Origin of the sequence: Micromonospora sp. 15K316 (assembly GCF_004348525.1) — a bacterium.
Lineage (GTDB): Bacteria > Actinomycetota > Actinomycetes > Mycobacteriales > Micromonosporaceae > Micromonospora.
Genome location: NZ_SMKG01000131.1, coordinates 1 through 16,108 on the forward strand (window position 1 = coordinate 1; position 16,108 = coordinate 16,108).

General features: G+C 68.6%; 16 protein-coding genes and 1 pseudogene. 9 read left to right on the plus strand and 8 right to left on the minus strand.

From position 1 onward, the window contains the following. Positions 1–337: 337 nt before the first annotated feature. Together E1211_RS21705 and E1211_RS33490 are read left to right on the plus strand one after the other, a co-directional pair. On the plus strand, positions 338–1,264 hold the full coding sequence (locus tag E1211_RS21705; protein ID WP_132350850.1) for an LLM class F420-dependent oxidoreductase: 927 nt from the start codon (positions 338–340) through the stop codon (positions 1,262–1,264). A 577-nt stretch (positions 1,265–1,841) separates the two neighbouring features. Beyond that, positions 1,842–1,946, plus strand: a pseudogene (locus E1211_RS33490) (IS5/IS1182 family transposase); the annotation flags it as partial. A gap of 171 nt (positions 1,947–2,117) precedes the next feature. Here E1211_RS33490 and E1211_RS21715 read toward each other — a convergent pair. The 5 genes from E1211_RS21715 to E1211_RS21735 form a co-directional block, all read right to left on the minus strand. Then, the gene (locus E1211_RS21715) at positions 2,118–2,882 is read right to left on the minus strand and encodes an SDR family NAD(P)-dependent oxidoreductase (protein ID WP_132350851.1); all 765 of its coding nucleotides are present in this window, start codon (positions 2,880–2,882) and stop codon (positions 2,118–2,120) included. A 70-nt stretch (positions 2,883–2,952) separates the two neighbouring features. Continuing rightward, on the minus strand, positions 2,953–3,936 hold the full coding sequence (locus E1211_RS21720; protein ID WP_132350852.1) for an NADP-dependent oxidoreductase: 984 nt from the start codon (positions 3,934–3,936) through the stop codon (positions 2,953–2,955). A 22-nt stretch (positions 3,937–3,958) separates the two neighbouring features. Continuing rightward, on the minus strand, positions 3,959–4,702 hold the full coding sequence (locus E1211_RS21725; RefSeq protein ID WP_132350853.1) for a DsbA family oxidoreductase: 744 nt from the start codon (positions 4,700–4,702) through the stop codon (positions 3,959–3,961). Between the two features lie 67 nt (positions 4,703–4,769). Further along, positions 4,770–5,423, minus strand: coding sequence for a TetR/AcrR family transcriptional regulator (locus tag E1211_RS21730; protein ID WP_165947314.1), 654 nt, complete (start codon positions 5,421–5,423; stop codon positions 4,770–4,772). 625 nt (positions 5,424–6,048) lie between these two features. Then, positions 6,049–6,510, minus strand: coding sequence for a nuclear transport factor 2 family protein (locus E1211_RS21735; RefSeq protein ID WP_207915462.1), 462 nt, complete (start codon positions 6,508–6,510; stop codon positions 6,049–6,051). Positions 6,511–7,207: 697 nt separating this feature from the next. Between E1211_RS21735 and E1211_RS21740 the strand changes: the two genes are divergently transcribed. From E1211_RS21740 to E1211_RS21755, 4 genes are all read left to right on the plus strand, one after another. Beyond that, positions 7,208–7,864 (plus strand): nuclear transport factor 2 family protein, encoded by a 657-nt coding sequence (locus E1211_RS21740; protein ID WP_132350855.1) that lies wholly within the window; start codon positions 7,208–7,210, stop codon positions 7,862–7,864. Between the two features lie 83 nt (positions 7,865–7,947). Beyond that, on the plus strand, positions 7,948–8,388 hold the full coding sequence (locus E1211_RS33740) for an IS3 family transposase (RefSeq protein WP_371686189.1): 441 nt from the start codon (positions 7,948–7,950) through the stop codon (positions 8,386–8,388). Next, the gene (locus E1211_RS21750; RefSeq protein ID WP_132350856.1) at positions 8,385–8,984 is read left to right on the plus strand and encodes a uracil-DNA glycosylase family protein; all 600 of its coding nucleotides are present in this window, start codon (positions 8,385–8,387) and stop codon (positions 8,982–8,984) included. The genes E1211_RS33740 and E1211_RS21750 overlap by 4 nt, the downstream gene beginning before the upstream one ends. Before the next feature lie 304 nt (positions 8,985–9,288). Continuing rightward, a complete protein-coding gene (locus E1211_RS21755) occupies positions 9,289–9,657 on the plus strand; it encodes a GNAT family N-acetyltransferase (RefSeq protein WP_132350857.1) in 369 nt (122 codons plus the stop codon). A gap of 304 nt (positions 9,658–9,961) precedes the next feature. Here the strand turns inward: E1211_RS21755 and E1211_RS21765 are convergent, their stop codons facing one another. Then, positions 9,962–10,705: an SDR family NAD(P)-dependent oxidoreductase gene (locus E1211_RS21765; RefSeq protein ID WP_243709635.1), complete on the minus strand. Its 744-nt coding sequence runs from the start codon at positions 10,703–10,705 to the stop codon at positions 9,962–9,964. A 542-nt stretch (positions 10,706–11,247) separates the two neighbouring features. On the opposite strand from E1211_RS21765, the gene E1211_RS21770 reads away from it, so the two are divergent. Then, a complete protein-coding gene (locus E1211_RS21770; RefSeq protein WP_207915463.1) occupies positions 11,248–11,571 on the plus strand; it encodes a hypothetical protein in 324 nt (107 codons plus the stop codon). Positions 11,572–11,645: 74 nt separating this feature from the next. On the opposite strand, the gene E1211_RS21775 is transcribed toward E1211_RS21770, so the two are convergent. Beyond that, entirely contained in the window at positions 11,646–13,364 is a 1,719-nt protein-coding gene (locus E1211_RS21775) for a SulP family inorganic anion transporter (RefSeq protein WP_132350860.1), read from the minus strand. Then, positions 13,361–13,726, minus strand: a complete 366-nt coding sequence (locus E1211_RS21780) for a helix-turn-helix transcriptional regulator (RefSeq protein ID WP_132350861.1) — start codon at positions 13,724–13,726, stop codon at positions 13,361–13,363. Before E1211_RS21780 ends, E1211_RS21775 begins: the two co-directional genes overlap by 4 nt. A 691-nt stretch (positions 13,727–14,417) precedes the next feature. On the opposite strand from E1211_RS21780, the gene rpmF reads away from it, so the two are divergent. Beyond that, on the plus strand, positions 14,418–14,597 hold the full coding sequence (gene rpmF / locus E1211_RS21785) for a 50S ribosomal protein L32 (protein ID WP_132350862.1): 180 nt from the start codon (positions 14,418–14,420) through the stop codon (positions 14,595–14,597). Beyond that, positions 14,594–15,838, plus strand: coding sequence for a GTP-binding protein (locus tag E1211_RS21790; RefSeq protein WP_132350863.1), 1,245 nt, complete (start codon positions 14,594–14,596; stop codon positions 15,836–15,838). Before rpmF ends, E1211_RS21790 begins: the two co-directional genes overlap by 4 nt. Positions 15,839–16,108: the final 270 nt, after the last annotated feature.

Below are 16,108 nucleotides of genomic sequence, written 5' to 3' on the forward strand. Positions count from 1 at the left end.
CATGGCGAGGCTCCCGGTCGGGGCTTCGAGTCTTGGTCGACAGCTGTCCTACCTGGAGCCTCGCACCCATCGATCACCGGGCCTGCCACACCGGCCCTGAGCCGCAAGATCAGCTTGGAAAAGGCTCGATGTGCGCCCACCGCCGGATGGTCGCCCCTCGGCCTTCCGGTAAGCGTGGGACGTCGCTTGACGCTCAGCGGTACGCGGCGATGCGCCGGGCGGCCGCCTGAGCCGGCGTCGTGCTCTCGGCCGACGCCGTGCCGACGATCACGCCTCGAGGTGCCATCCGGCGGGATACCGTCAGGTGGCGATCATCTGTGTGGCGCAAGGAGATGCGATGGTTCAGCAGCAGCGGCCCGGCGACGTTGATCCAGCGGAGGTGAAGCGGCGGATCGGCCCCATCGGAGTCTGGACGGGGGTGCTCGGCGGGCAGTCGGCCGAGTTCGGCCGCGCGGTCGCGGCCGAGGTGGAGGAGCTGGGTTACGGCGCGCTCTGGGTGGGGGAGACGGCGCGGTACAAGGAGGCGCTCGTCCACTCGGCGATCCTGCTCGGCGCCACCCGCCGCCTGGTGGTCGCCACCGGCATCGCCAACATCTGGGTCCGTGACGCCACCGCCGCCGCTAACGGCGCGAACGCGCTGGCCGAGGCGTACGACGGGCGGTTCCTGCTCGGCCTCGGGGTGAGTCACGCGCCGCTGGTTTCGTCGCGCGGCCACGACTACGGGCGTCCACTCGCGGCGATGCGTTCCTACCTTGACGCGATGGACGAGACCGAGTACGCCGCGCCGTTGCCGCAACGGGCCCCGCGGGTGTTGGCCGCACTGCGCCCGGGGATGCTGGAGTTGGCGGCGCGGCGCAGCGCGGGCGCGCATCCGTACTTCGTCACCCCGGAGCACACCGCGCGCGCCCGCGAGATTCTCGGGCCGGAGCCGGTGCTGGCGCCTGAACAGGCCGTGGTGCTGGACACCGATCCCGACTCGGCCCGGGAGAAGGCTCGGCGGTACACGTCGTGGTACCTGACCCTGCCCAACTACGTGAACAACCTGAGGGAGCTCGGTTGGGCCGAGGAGGACCTGGCCGGTACCGGCAGCGACGCCTTGGTCGACGCTCTCGTGCCGTGGGGCGACCCGGAGACGGTGGCGGAGCGGATTCGGGCGCACCACACTGCGGGCGCGGACCACATCTGCGTTCAGCCGCTCGTGGATGGGCCGGAGGAGTTGCTGCCGCAGCTACGCACTCTGGCTCCGCTGCTGCTCTCTCACTAAGGGACGATTTTGGGGGCAGTGCTCACCGCGGGCGCACCCCTCCGCCAGCGCGGCCGACGTCGGCTGCGTAGGTGGTCCGGTCTCCGGCGCAGGCTCGTTGCCATCTGACTGCGCCTTTGATGCCAGTACGCGTACCAGGATCGCGGCGGGGAGTTCGGTGGTGAGCTGGAACAGCGCGTTTGCATGACGCAGATGCAGATCCGCCTCAGGCGGTCACGGAACGCGCCCGGTGACGGGGCGCCCGAGGAGTCGGCCGGGGAACAGTCAGGCCTGACTGCCTGCATGGGTGTGAGTAGGGACGAGTCGCAGGTCAGCGCGGCGGGCGGTCTGGGTATGTCGATGGGCCGGTCGCTGGGTCGTAAACGCACGCTGGTCGCCGGGGGCCAGCGGACCAATGTCCTAGGATGATTTAGAGGGTATGTGCCGGCGTGCTGCAGACGGTAGGGCCGAGAGTGGTTGAAGTACGCCCGCCGGCCGCGCCGCGCCCGGAGCAGGTCGGCGTATGCCAAGGTCGGGGCGGGGTCGCGCCGTTCATGCGGTCGAGGCCACTGTGCCTCTGGCGGGCGCGCGTTGAGGCGAGCCGCCCGGTCACGCGATAGGCCGCTCGCGTGCCGGGTTGACCACGAGGATTCACCATGTGGGGGACGGCTGCGGCCGTCCCCTGGCCGTCGTGGTCACCCCGGCCAGTCCCGCGACGGGCAGGCCCTGCCGCTGCTTCTGGCGGACCTGTGCTCACGCGCCGGAGCAGGACATCCGCGTACGACCCCGACCGTCTTGCTCGGAGCCGATCTTCGGCGCGTGGAACGCGACGGCGTCATGACGTCGCACGCGCCGAAGATCGGCAGACGAGTCGTCAGGCGGCGGTCAGGCCGCCGTCGATCGCGAGCGCTGCTCCGGTGACGAACGGGGCCTCGTCGCTGAGCAGGAAGGCCGCGAACGCCGCGATCTCCTCGGGCCGTCCGATCCGGCCCACCGGGTGCATCGCGCCGGCGGCACGGAGGGCCTCCTCCGGGTTCGGGCCCATGTTGCCGCGCAGCAGCGGAGTGTCGACGCCACCGGTGACGAGCGCGTTGATCCGTACTCCCGTCGTGGCCACGTCGAGTGCCGCCGACCGGGTGAGCCCGACAACGCCGTGCTTGGCCGCGCTGTAGGCGGCCATGCCCGCCATGCCGGTGACACCCACGTTGGAGGCATTGTTCACGATCGAACCGCCGCCCGAGGCCTGCAGCGCCGGGATCTGGTACTTCAGACCGTAGAAGACACTGTTGAGGTTGAGCGCCAGCTCGGCACCCCAGGCGTCACCATCGATCCCGGTGACCGGGCCGTACGCGGTGGCCGCGCCGACGTTGTTGAAGGCGCCGTCGAGCCGGCCGTAGTGGTCGACCGTCTGCTGGACCAGTCGCTCCATCTCGGCCTCGACCGTCACATCGGTCGGCACGTAGATCGCGTCGCGCCCGGCGGAACGCAGTTCGGCGGCGAACGCTTCGCCGACGTCCTTGCTGCGGGCCGCCAGGACGACCTTCGCGCCCTCGGCGGCGACCCGCTCGGCGGTGGCCCTGCCCATGCCGGAGGTGGCACCGGTGATCAGAATGACCTTGTCTGCGAATCGGGTGGACACAGTTGATCCTTGTCTTTGTGAGTGGGGCGTTTCAAGGGGATGGTTCAGGCTGGGTGGTTCGGTGCGTGGTTCAGAAGGTGAGCACGAGCCGGCCGCGGACACCGCCGGCGGCGAATCGGCGGTGCGCGTCGGGCGCCTCGGCGGCGGGCAGGGCCTTCGCCACTCGCGGAATGAGCACACCCGCTTCGGCGAGTCGACGGATCTCGTCCAACTTGTCCGTCCGTCCGGCGTACTCGGGCACGAACGGCGTCAACACCCTGATGCCCCGGGTGCTCTCGGCCCGGTAGCCGCCGGGCTCGTCGGCTTGGCGGATCCGGACCAGGCTGCCCCCGTCCCGTACGACGTCGAACAGGCTCGTCCCGAGCAGCGCCACATCGGCGACGGCGTCCACACCGTCCGGGAAGTGCGCCCGGATACCGTCGACGACCTCGGCCCCCCTGGCCACCACGATGGCCGCGCCGGATTCCCGGACCAGGGCCTCGTCGGCCGGGGCGGCGTCCGCGATCACGGTCAGCCCGGCGTTGCTGGCCATCTGGACCAGGTAGCCGCCGAGCGCGCCGGCGGCCCCGATCACGGCCAGGGTCGAGCCTGGTGCGAGCGCCAGCTGGTCGAGGGCCAGCAGTGCGGTGAGTCCGTTCATCGGCAGCGTCGCCGCGGCCTCATGGCTGGTGCCCGCCGGGGCGCGGACGACCCAGCCGGCCGGACGCACCACGTACTCCACGTAACCGCCACCGCTGTTCTCCAGGGTGCCCGCCGGAGTCGGGGTCACCGGGAGGAGCATCGCCATCACCCGGTCACCGACCGACAGGTCGGTGGTGGTACCCGGGCCGATTTCGTCGATCACCCCCGCCACGTCCATTCCGGGCACGTAGGGCCCTGGCACCCCGGCCAGGGCCGACGCGTGGACGCCCGAGCGCAACAGGGTGTCCGACGGGTTCACCGCCGCCGCGTGTACGCGTACCCGAACCTCGCCGGGGCCCGCATGCGGTTCCGGCAGTTCGATGACGCGCAGCACGTCAGGCCCGCCGAATTCGTGTAGCGCAACTGCTCGCATGAATTTCTTCCTCTCGTGTTTCTCAGATTCCCGGTGTGCTGGCTGCGTCGGTGCTCGCGCCGTTCGGCAGTTCACACCCGGTTGCGTCGCACCCGGCCTGGTCGCCAGCATCGAGGAGCGTCAGCTTCGGTTGGCGGTCAGTCCAGGCCCGCCTCAGTACCTCGGCGAAGGCCGCGGCCGGCTGGGCGCCGGAGAGGCCGTACTTCCGGTCGATCACGAAGAACGGCACGCTGGTGATGCCCAGCTGTGCGGCGTCGCGCTCGTCTCTGCGCACCTCGTCGGCGTACGCCCGCCTGTCGGCTTGCACGGCGCGCACCTCGGCTTCGTCGAGTCCGGCGCGGACGGCGATCTCCACCTGGTGATCGGAGTCGTAGATGCTCCGTTCCGCGGCGAAGTTGCCCTTGTAGAACAGGGTCAGCAACTCACGGTGAAGGCCCCGCGCCGCGGCCAGGTGCAGCAGGCGGTGCAGGTCGAAGGTGTTGCCGTGGTCCCGGAAGTCGACGAGGTAGTCGAGTCCTTCCTCCCTGGCGATGCCCGCGAGGTTCTCTTCGGCCGCTCGAGCCTGAGCCGGGGTCAGGCCGTACTTCTTCGCGTGTGCCGCGCTGGTCGTCGAGCGGGTGTGGGCGAGCTGCGGGTCGAGTTCGAAGGAGCGGTGCGACACCTCGACGTGGTCTCGGTGCGGGAACGCGGAAAGTGCCTTTTCAAATCGGGCTTTTCCGATGAAGCACCATGGACAGGATATGTCCGACCAGATTTCGACATGCATGATCTTCTCCCTGTCGGAAGGTCTGCCTCGTGTGAGGGAGTTGCCTGCGGTCAGAAGGAGCTGTGAGCTACCTCTTGGGCGGCGTTTCCGGTGATCCTGCGTGGCTGATCTGTGGCCCCGGCCCGTGAAGGGGTGTTCGCCCGGGGGCGCGCATGCCGTCGAGCAGGATGGTGATGACCCGCCGCCATCCGTCGGGTCCCGCGTCGACTCCGAGGCAATGGTCGGTGTCCAGCGGCGCGCGTGAGCAGATCATGAGGTCTCGCCAGGTCACGTCGGCACGCAGCTCACCGGCGGCATGCGCCCGCTCGGTGAGCCGGATGACCGCGTCCTGCAGTGCGGCGGTCCGGTGTGCCAGCTCGGGTGACGGCGGTCTTTCGCAGGCTGCGGTGACCTCGGCCAGGCCGCGACTGTCCCGATGTGCCGCGGCCAACTCCATCACGAATTCGGCCAGGCCTTTCCATGGATCCGAACGTTCGATACAAGCTTGTGCGGTTTCGCACAACTCGTCATAGAGGCCGAGGAGCGCGGCGTCGAGCAGTGCTTCCTTGGTGCCGAAGCGCCGGTACAAGGTGCCCACTCCCACGCCCGCCGCGGTGGCGATGTCCAGAGCCGACACGTCGAGCCCAAGGGAGGCGATCGCCGCTCGTGTCGCGACGATGAGCTGGCGTCGGTTGCGGCGGGCGTCCACCCGGACGTCAGACGCGGAGTCCAGGTCAGACACCGGGGATCCGCTGCTTCGTGATGCTCCTGGTCGCCTCCGACGCGTCCCGTAGCCGGGAAGTCTTGTTGACGTCACTCACGTCGAGCCTCCTTCGCATCCATCGCCCAAGCGGGCGCCCCTAGGCGGACGACTGTCGTCCGGATCTAACCGTAGTTCAACAGGACGGGCGTCGTCCGCTTCCCGGGCGTGCGTCAAGAGTGATCCTGGCCACCTCATCGTTGAGGGCGGAGTGGCCTGTCGATTAGGGCCTGGACCAGGTGGACGGAGTCGAACTGTCGGCGGACGAGAAGGCCGGGCTGCCGGCTGGCGCGACGAGGTGCGCCGGCGTCCACCCCGGTCAATCAGGGGGCTTGGGGCTTGGGGCGCCGTACGGCAGGCTGAAGCCTCGCGGGACGCATTCGTGCCGAGGGGCGGACCAGAAGGCGGCCCAGTCCTCGGCGGACCGATCGAGAATGAGCCCAGCAGGCAACAGACCGGCCGCAGCGCGAGGTGCCCGGCCGATCCGCGAAGAGGTTGTCCGGGCGCGATCAAGGAGCACGGTTCGCCCCGGTACGTCAGTCTCGCGCCGTGGAAGGGTCGGCTGTGCCGTGTGTCCCGGGTGAAGAGTGTGAGCACGCCGCCCAGATCAGGTATCCGGAGTCCAGTTCTCCAACGGGTCCATCCGGAAGCGGGTCAGCAGCACCGAGTCGATCAGCCACTCTCCGTCGACTCTCTGGTACGTCTCGCGGTACTGACCGTACCCGTTGTGCCCTTCAGGCGCGTTCGGGCCGGCCGGGAAGGTCAGCAGGTCCTCCATCGCCCAGATTCCGGACGCCGTGTCCGGCCCGGTGATCTCAATCTCCGGCATGTGCCCGTGGTGGACGGATGGTGCGCCGCCGGTGAGGTCGCGGATCGTGTAGGCGAACTCCTGCGGCGACTTCCACGTCACCCCGTCGGTCACGAGGTTGGCGTCGGGAGTGAACAGCGCGGCCAGCTCGTCGTGCTTCTTCTCGTCCACGAAACGGAAGTAACGGGCCTTCAACCTCTTGATGCTCTCGATCGACTCCAGCGCATCCAACCGCCGAACAATCTCGTCGAGATCACTCACGATCGAGCCTCCTCGCGTATCCGGCACCATCCGGTGCGCCTGTTGGACAAGCGACACCCGTGCGCTTCCGAATCGGCACGGCGCTTCACGAAGATTCGTCCGCATCTCCGGACAATCAACATGCCTTGGCTACCTCCCCATCGAGGAGGGAACCATTCCTGTTGCCCGCTCCGGATGCGTCCGCGTGCGTGGGAGTCGGTATCCACCGTCCACGTGGTGTCTGTTGATCTGGGCATCGCTCCGCGTGCGTGCCTGGCTGTCAGATCCCGCCTCGCCGCTCCAGGCTCTCGCGCCCCGGCCGTCCCCGGCCACGAGCCGTCGCGCCAGCTATCGGTGGCCCAGCCGTCGCATCACGGCGGCGCCTCGACCGCGCCATGTCCGACCCGGGCTGCCGGGCACTCGCGCCGACCACCGCCGCGCCAGCACGGCAGCTGTTTCCGCCGGCGGCGGGCCTGCCCCCGCTCTCGAGGCGCGGAGGTGGCCAGGGTCACCTGGTCGACAGTCGGGAGAAGCGGACGATGGTCGTCCAGTTGAGCTACGTTCAGAAACGGACGGCTGTCGTCCGCATGGGGGGCGCTCGAACGGGCGCCGTTACAGGACAGATTGTCCGTAGGGGTCCGGTCTGAGGCTCTCGCCGTATGGACGGCACGAAACGTGAGCCGTCCGGGACCGCTGCGGATACGAGAGGAACCGTGTCATGAGCAAGCAGGAAACCCGTCAGGCACTGACGTTCGGTTTGCGGGTCGGCGTGGCGGCTGCGGCGGCTGCGCTGCTGGTCGGCGGCGGGGTGGGCGCAGCAACCCTCACCTCCCAGTCCGCGAGCGCGCACGCCCATTCGACGAGCGCCTCCTCGAAGTCCCTCGCGGAGCGGGTGCAGCGACTGGAGGACATCGAGGAAATCCGCCAACTCAAGGCCCGCTACTTCCGTTTCGTGGACGAGAAGAAGCACGATGACCTGGCGGCGCTGTTCACTCCCGACGCCAAGCTCGTGACCGACGGCATCACCTGGAAGTCGCCCAAGGAGTTCGCCTACACGATCCGCGACCTCACCGGCGCCGCCCCGTCGGCCCACTCGGGAGCCATGCCGGAGATCACCATCACAGGTCCGAACACGGCGTCCGGCATTTGGTCGATGGAGGACATCCTGACCTTCCCGGCAGGCCCGAACGCTCCGGAGGGACACAACGGCTACGGCCAGTACCGCGAGACCTACAAGAAGGTCGACGGTAAGTGGCTGATCGATTCAGTACTGCTGACCCGCTTCTGGATGGACCCGCTGCCCGCCTGGACTCCTCCGGCGACCACGACCCCTTCGAACCCCACGACCCCGCCGGCAACCACGAACGGCAAGTGAGGCGCGGTGGCGTGTCAGGCTGCACAAGCTTGACACGCCACCACACCGCTGAGGTTCCCCCGGTAGCGCGGAGGCTTTCGACCATGCCTTGTTCGGCGTGGAATCTTGGCGATTTCCCCGGCCGAATCCGTATCTCCGGCGGCACCTACGGCAGTCCGCGCGTGCACCCCACCCTGCGCCGCCAAGGCCACCGGGTCGGTCGCAAGCGGGTTGAGCGGTCGATGCGCGACGCCGGCTTGCGAGGGACGTTGCTCCGCAAGACGTGGCCTATCCCGTCCACGTGGTCGAACCCGGAGGCAACACCGGCTCGGGATCTGGTCAACCGGTGGTTTACCGCTGCGGCGCCGAACCGGCTGTGGGTCGCCGACTGTGACAGTCACGATCAACGTGAGCCGGCCACCACGCGGATCGCGTTCCCAGCCCGCGGGGACTGCAGCCCGCTCAGCAACAAATGGCAGCTGCCGTATCCTGAGCGACAGGAGCGGCTCGTCCGCTACGCCGGACGACTGCAGGGGCAGCAGTGAGCTTCAACTCCATCCGTGCCGACATCATCGCTGACCCCGACAATGCGTGGGCAGGCGATCTCGGCTTCCTGCCGTTGTACACGGCGGGACCGCACGCCCGGATCGCGGTCATCGGCCAGGCGCCCGGACGCAAGGCCCAAGAATCCGGCGTCGCCTGGAACGACGCCAGCGGTCTGAAACTGCTCGACTGGCTCGGCGTCACCGATACCCAATTCCGGGACCCGAACCTGTTCGCACTCCTACCGATGGACTTCTACTACCCGGGTAAAGGCACCAGTGGAGATCTGCCGCCGCGCAAGTCCTTTGCCGCCCGCTGGCACAGACCCCTGCTCGAGCTGATGCCCGAGATCACCCTGACGATCCTCATCGGCAGTTACGCGCAACAGCACTACCTTGCCGGGCGGGCACGACGCAACCTCACCGAAACCGTGCACGCGTTCCGCGACTACCTGCCCGACACCATCCCACTCGTGCACCCATCCCCGCTGAACTTCCGCTGGCAGGCACGCAATCCCTGGTTCATCACCGATCTGCTCCCGGTCCTGCGGGACCAGGTCACAAAGGCGCTCGGTTCGCCTCTCACTTCCGGGTACTGACGCATTGACGTGATGCCAACAAGGCCCTGTCTGCCGGGGTGAGTTGAGACGGCGGCCACGCGCCGCGTCACCGGTCTCCCCGGCCAGATGGGTGAGCCACTCGGGGTGGTTCGCTTCTCGCCTGGCTGATCTCGGATCGCTGGCCGCGAGCAGGCCCCCGCACGCCTGCGAGCGGACCATTTGGTCCACGTATACCGCAATCGGATCGTGTTTTACTGCCAGTCACATGTCATACTTGGACTTCAGGGTCCGAAGCGGGGTTGTCTGATCGCGCGACCGAACCAAACGCCGGAAGGGTGAGCCGATGGGCAGCGAAGGGCAGGCGCTGGTCGCCGAGGAGTTGATCGACAGCCTCGAGCGTGGCCGCTTTGAGCTCTACCGCGACGGCGAGCTGGTCGGCTGGCTCTACTACACCCACCTCAAGCCCAACCGGTACGCCCTACGGCACACCGAAGTCGAGTCGAGTCATCAACACCAAGGCGTGGCGGGCGCGATGGTGCGGCGAGTACTCGACGAGATCCGCGCCCGCGAGGGCACGATCACCGCAATCTGCCCGTTTGTGGTCGACTACCTCTCGCGAACGACCACCTATGCCGATCTGATCGATGCCCGACACCCCGGCTACTCGGATCGTGCTGCTGCCGAGTCGGCGCGGGCGAAGGCGGGTGGCTGAAACTACCGGGCCGCGCGCTGGAGGACCTCCGCCCGGGTGCCATCGCGAGTCCAGTCCGCGAACCCGAACACGCGCTGTCCCACCGACAGCCCGTCGTGCCATGGTCGAGAGTGCTGACCACTCCGGCCAGCTCGTGCCCGGGAATCGATGGCGTCCGGTCACGGCCGATTCGGTCGGTCCTGGTCGAGGGTGATGTCAGCTCACCCGGGGTGAATCCCGAGCATGAACCCGGACAACGAGGCCCTCGGGATGGCGCCGCCGGAGTCGAGGCCCCGCCGGCGCCATCCCCGCATTGCGTTCGAGGTCAGTTGCGGCCGGCCATGATGCCGCCGTCGACGTCGACGATGGCGCCGGTCATCCAGCTGGACTGGTCCGACAGCAGGAACGACACCGCGTTCGCGATGTCCTCCGGGCTACCGACACGCCCCAGCGGGTGGAAGCTGTCGAAGCTGTCGACGGTCTCATCGAGCTTGTCCGCTGGGACGAAGCCCAGATACAGGGGCGTCTTCACGACCGCGGGGGCGACCGCGTTGACCCGGATGCCGTGCGGCGCCAGCTCGATCGCGAGGGCCTTGGTGAACGAGTGCAGGCCGCCCTTCTGTACGGAGTAGCCGGTGTGCGGCGTCGCCGCGATGCCCTGGTGCGCCCACATCGAGCCGATGTTGACGATGGCGCCGCCCCGGCCGCCGGCGACCATGCCCGCGACTACGGTCTGCGTGATGAAGAACAGCGCACGGTTCAGTTCGTTGTACGAGTCGTAGAAGGCTTCGTCGTACTCGCTGAACGCCTTCGGGATGAAGAAACCCGCGGCGTTGACGAGCATCGTCGCGTCGGCGTGCTCTGCGGCGAGCTGCTTTCGGAGCTCGGGCACCTGGTCGCGGTCGGTCAGCTCGGCGGTGATGCCCCATGCCTTTCCGTTCTGCGACAAGGCCTCGACCGCGGCCCCGACCTTGTCCCGGTCTCGGCCCGTGATCACGGCAGTGCCGCCCCCGGCGACGACCTGGTGGGCCGTGGCCAGGCCCATCCCGCTGCTGCCGCCGACGACCACGACCTTGCGGCCTTCGAAACTCATACTCATGCCAACTGTTCCTTCCCCACCGGTTCACGATTCGTGTTGGCAGCACCCGGTCCCCCGAGTGGTGCAACGTCCGTGGAACTCGGCGCCGGTGGGCACGCCGGACAGCTTGTCGCTAGCGGAGGCACCGAGTCGGACGCCCCGAACCTAGTCGCGGTGGAACTGGTCGGTCAAGTCCAGTAGGAGATCACGCTGGTGCTGCCGCAGAGTCGCCACAACCCAGGCCAGCAGCCATAACGGCGGTACTCATCCCGCCACCCCTAGCATTTGTTCTGGACTACATGGTCCAGGGGGTGCGTGTCACGCCGGGGCGGCCTCGAGATCTGGGCCACCCGATCCGGCGCCCGCTTCAAGTTGCCCCACCACACCGACACGGGGGCCTCCGCCACCAGGTCGCGACTCACGGACCGGCGAGGCTCGTACGCTACGTTGACCGGGTGCCCGTACCTCGGCTGATTCCCATAACGCACGAGCCTGACCACCGTACGGACAGAATCGGCCACTACGACGACGGGTTGTTCCTCGCGTCGGCGTGGGACCACCACGCATACGTGCACCTCTTCGACCGCGACGGGGCGTACCGGCGTTCAACGATCAGGCGCGTCACGGATCGAGCCGCGCTGGATGAGGCGGTCGACGGGCTGCTCGCTGACCTTCCCGGCAAGTCGTACGGCGACATCGCGGTTCAACTGTTCCAGACCCACCAGGACGACGTCACCTTCGGGTTGATCGATGAATCCGGTGACCGGGCCGGCGACGGCAGTCACGTCGACTGGGTCGAGCTGTACCCGGATCGCCTGGGATTTCACGAACCATGGGATGGGCTCTACGACACCTGACGGTGGGCCGATCAGCCACCGAAACCCGGCGCCGAGACCTCGGCGCTCCGCTTTTCCGGTGCGCTAGCCCACCGTCATGACGTGCTGGCCGAGTCGATTACGTTCGGCTCATCGGTGGTCAGGACGCCGGTGCGGTGCAGGTGAGCTCGGGCCGCGGCGATTGCTTCCGGCGTACCGGGGAAAACGCGGTCCGCGGCGCGGAGCCGGTCGAGCACACCGACCGCGTCGAGGGCTTTCTCGTGTCCCGTCGGCACGCCGGAGACGTACACCGTGATGCCACGGTGTTCGAGACGCTCGATGGCGTCGCGCAGCACGCGCGCGCCGGTGCCGTCGATAGTCGACACCCTCGACATCCGCAGAATGATCACCCGCACGTCCGCCACCTGGGACAGTTCGCGCAGGAACCGGTGGGCCGCGGCGAAGATCAGCGGGCCGTCGAAGCGGTAGGCCACGATGTGCTCGCGGAGTAGGGCGGCCTCCTCGACGTGATGATCGGTGATGTCGAGTGGGACCTCCTCCAGCCGGGACGCATTCGCGATCTTGCGGATGGCCAGGGCTGCGGCGAGGACGAGGCCGATCCCGACTGCGGCGATCAGATCCAGGGCAAGGGTGGCGATCGCGGTCAGAGCCATGATGAGAGCGTCGGACCGGGTCGCCCGGGCGAGCGCGGCCAGCGAACCCACCTCGACCATGCGGACAGCCGTGGCCAGCAGCACTCCGGCCAGCGCGGCGAGCGGAATGTAGGCCACCAGCGGAGCGGCCACCAAGATGATCACCGCTAGAGCAATCGCATGGGTCAGCGAAGCGAGTCGCGACTGGGCTCCTGAGCGGACGTTGACGGCGGTACGGGCGATCGCCGCCGTCGCCGGTACACCGCCGAAGAGCGGAGTCACCACGTTCGCCACACCCTGACCGAACAGTTCCCGGTCAGGGTCGTGGCGCTGGTTGACGGTCATGCCGTCGGCGACGGTCGCCGACAGCAGACTCTCCAACGCGGCAAGGGCGGCGACCGCCAACGCCGAGGTGAACAACGTCGGCACCGCGGCCGGGTCCAAGAAGCCCAGCGAGGGAACGGGAAGGGTGGCCGGCAGGACGCCGATGCGTGCGACGTTGAGCGACAGCAGCTGCCCGATCACGGTGGCCCCGGCCACCGCTATCAGCGAGAACGGCACCGTGGGGCGCCAGCGTGCACCGGCCAGCATCGCCGCCGCCACCCCAAGCGCCACCATCAGCGCCGACCAGTTCGGGTGCCCGGCGAACTCCACCACTGCTCGCCAGGCCACCGCGGTGACCTTCTCGCCGTCCGGGTTCGGTACCCCCAACGCAGCGGGGACCTGCTGCAGGAAGATCACCGCGGCGATTCCCACGGTGAATCCCTCCGCCACCGGCGCCGGCACGTAACGCACGTACCGGCCGGCGCGCAGCAGGGCCAGGGCTAGCAGAATCAGGCCCGCCAGCACACCGACGGTGAACACACCCCCGGGCCCGTACCTCGCCACGATCGGCACCAGCACCACCGTCATCGCCCCGGTGGGTCCAGACACCTGCAGGTTGGATCCGCCGAACAGCGCCGCGAGGATCCCGGCCACAATCGCGGTCGCCAAACCGGCGGCCGCCCCCAGACCGGACGACACCCCGAACCCCAGCGCCAAGGGCAGCGCGACCACCGCGACCGTGAGCCCAGCGATGAGGTCACGACGCGGCTGCCGACGCATCGCCGCGAAATCCGCCTTCGCCGGCAGCAGGACAACCATCCGGTGCCAGGTTGAGCGGGCGAGGGCGGCGGCGCTCATCGCGGCACCGCTACCGACTGGTCGTCGGCGTCGTCCTGGTCCTCGCGGAGCGTCTCAAGCAGCTCGGCCTGACCTGTCAGCATCTCCGTGAGGAACCGGCGGGCCGCTTGCATCAGATCAGCCACATCCGGCCCCGCAAGCGCATAGATGACGCTCGACCCATCCCGCCTGGACGTCACGATCCCGGCCCGGCGCAGCACCGACAGCTGCTGAGACAGGCTTGACGCCTCGACCTCCACCTCAGCCAGCAGATCCCGCACCGGCATCGGCCCCTCGCCGAGCAACTCCAGCACCCGGATGCGCACCGGATGCCCGAGCGTACGGAAGAACTCCGCCTTTCTTTCGTACAGCGGCAGCACCACATGCCCTCCCGGCCAGATCAGCAGTTAGGCAATTGAAGATGTCTTCAAGTGAAGGAGTGATCGCAGCCCAGCTGGAAGTGATCCGCGACACTCTGCTGGCAGCCCGCACGGACGCCCGGGCCAAGAAGTGCCGGGTCGGCGCGCTGGGTCGCTCACCTTCGGCGAGCCCGGTGAGCTGCGCTGAACGTGCAGTTCGCCCGCTCGGGTGAGTGCCTCCGGCCGGAACCGCCTGCCAGTGACCCGTGCTGGACCGCCGGCAGGACCTGGCCCGTTTTGAAGGCTCCGTCGCGATGGGCCCCATGTCGCGACTGGGCCGCCGGGACGTTCATCGATCGCCTGAATCGGCTGTGGTCTCGGTTTCGCCGCCGGGTTGTAGGGGCGTGTCGGCGCGAATGCCGCCGATGCTGAGGCCGCGGATCAGCGCCGCGAGGTGCCGCCGAGGGGCCTGGCGGCCGGCCCGGTTGCTTCCCGTCGACCTGTCGACTCAGCCGACGGTGAGTCCGAGTCAGGAGGCGGCGATCGGGGCGACCGACGCGGGCACTCTCCGGCCGGCTGACCGCCTGCCGGCGATCCGCGCTCGCGCGACGAGGTGTCTCCGTGCTGGACGGCTGGGCGCCTCGATCGAGGGTCGCTATCGAAAATGAAAACCGATGGCGTTAAGATGCGTCGAGCAATCGTGAAGGAGGCTCTGGTGGCTGTACCGAAGCGGAAGATGTCCCGGTCGAACACTCGGCACCGGCGAGCGCAGTGGAGGGCGAGCACGCCGCAGCTGACGCCCTGCCCCTGTCCCCGCAAGGAGATGGTGGTGCCACACCGTGCCTGCCCGCACTGCGGTCTCTACCGCGGCCGCCAGGTGGTGGAACAGCCGTGACCGGCCGGCTTCCGGTCACCGTCCTCTCCGGCTTCCTCGGCGCCGGTAAGACGAGCCTGCTCAACCACGTGCTGGCGAACCGGGACGGGCTGCGTGTGGCGGTGGTCGTCAACGACATGAGCGAGGTCAACATCGACGCCGCGCTGGTCCGCGACGGCGGATCGTTGTCGCGTACCGAGGAGCGGCTCGTTGAGCTCACCAACGGCTGCATCTGCTGCACCCTGCGCGACGACCTGCTCGACGAAGTGGCCAGGCTGGCGCTACAGGGCCGTTTCGACTACCTGCTCATCGAGTCCAGCGGGATCTCCGAGCCGATGCCGGTCGCCGCCACCTTCGCCTTCGGTGTCGAGGACGGGCGGGTGCTCGACGATCTCGCCCGGCTGGACACCACTGTCACGGTGGTCGACGCGGCAGGGCTGCTGGCGCGCATCGAGGCGGGGGAGACCCTGGAGCAGCGTGGCCTGGCCGCGTACGAGGGCGACGACCGCAGCATCTCCGATCTGCTGGTCGACCAGATCGAGTTCGCCGACGTCGTGGTGGTGAACAAGACCGACCTGGTTTCCCCGGCCGACCTTGCCGTGGTGGAGGCGCTGCTGACCCGGCTCAACCCGGGCGCCCGGCAGGTCCGTGCCGTGCACGGACGGGTACCTCCGGCAGAAGTGCTGCACACGGGCCGGTTCGACCTCGAGCGGGCGGAAACCGCACCCGGCTGGGTGGCCGAACTCAACGGCGAGCACGTCCCGGAGACCGAGGAGTACGGCATCTCCAGCCTCGTCTTCCGCGATCACCGTCCATTCCATCCGCAGCGGCTGTGGGACCTGCTGACCGATGGGCTCGACGCCTTCGGCGTGCTGCGTTCCAAGGGCTTTCTCTGGTTGGCCAGCCGCCCCGAGGTGCAGGCCCTCTGGTCCCAGGCGGGCCCGTCCGGGCGGTGCGACCCCGTGGGCATACCGATCGTGGTCTCCGGTGAGTGGCCCGACGACCCCGCGGAGCGGGCCGAACTGAAGGCCCGCTGGCATCCGGTGTTCGGTGACCGGCAGCAGGAACTTGTCCTGATCGGCGTTGGTCTGGACGCCGTGGGGCTGCGTACGGCCTTGAACGGCTGCCTGCTCACGGAGGCCGAAATCGCGGCCGGCGAGGACGTCTGGCGGTCTCTGGCCGACCCGTTCCCGGCCTGGGACCTCGCCGATGTCGACCAGCACGGGCACGGGGAATCCCTCGTCGCCGCCGACCAGCACTGACCTCGGGTCGATCTCGCCATCCACGCCACCGTGATGTGTGCGGGTGTGGTGGGTGTCTGCGTGCGGACGATCCTCATCGCCGGGCCGGCGGTGCGGGGCCGTGACTCGACGGCCGGGAGGGCGGCATGCCTGACCGCGCCGCCGGTCCCGAGCGACTGTGTGCCCCTCTGTCTACAGACTATATGAAAACGAAAACGGTTACGTTTATAGTTCTCGCCGGAAGACGAGTTCGACAGGCTGCCCGCCCGACAGCAGTCACCCTCCCGCCAG

Excerpts from the sequence above, each read along its gene's own strand:
- E1211_RS21705 (WP_132350850.1), top strand. The coding sequence starts at position 338 with ATGGTTCAGCAGCAGCGGCCCGGCGACGTTGATCCAGCGGAGGTGAAG.
- E1211_RS21720 (WP_132350852.1), bottom strand. The coding sequence starts at position 3,936 with ATGCGAGCAGTTGCGCTACACGAATTCGGCGGGCCTGACGTGCTGCGC.
- E1211_RS21725 (WP_132350853.1), bottom strand. The coding sequence starts at position 4,702 with ATGCATGTCGAAATCTGGTCGGACATATCCTGTCCATGGTGCTTCATC.
- E1211_RS21740 (WP_132350855.1), top strand. The coding sequence starts at position 7,208 with ATGAGCAAGCAGGAAACCCGTCAGGCACTGACGTTCGGTTTGCGGGTC.
- E1211_RS33740 (WP_371686189.1), top strand. The coding sequence starts at position 7,948 with ATGCCTTGTTCGGCGTGGAATCTTGGCGATTTCCCCGGCCGAATCCGT.
- E1211_RS21755 (WP_132350857.1), top strand. The coding sequence starts at position 9,289 with ATGGGCAGCGAAGGGCAGGCGCTGGTCGCCGAGGAGTTGATCGACAGC.
- E1211_RS21775 (WP_132350860.1), bottom strand. The coding sequence starts at position 13,364 with ATGAGCGCCGCCGCCCTCGCCCGCTCAACCTGGCACCGGATGGTTGTC.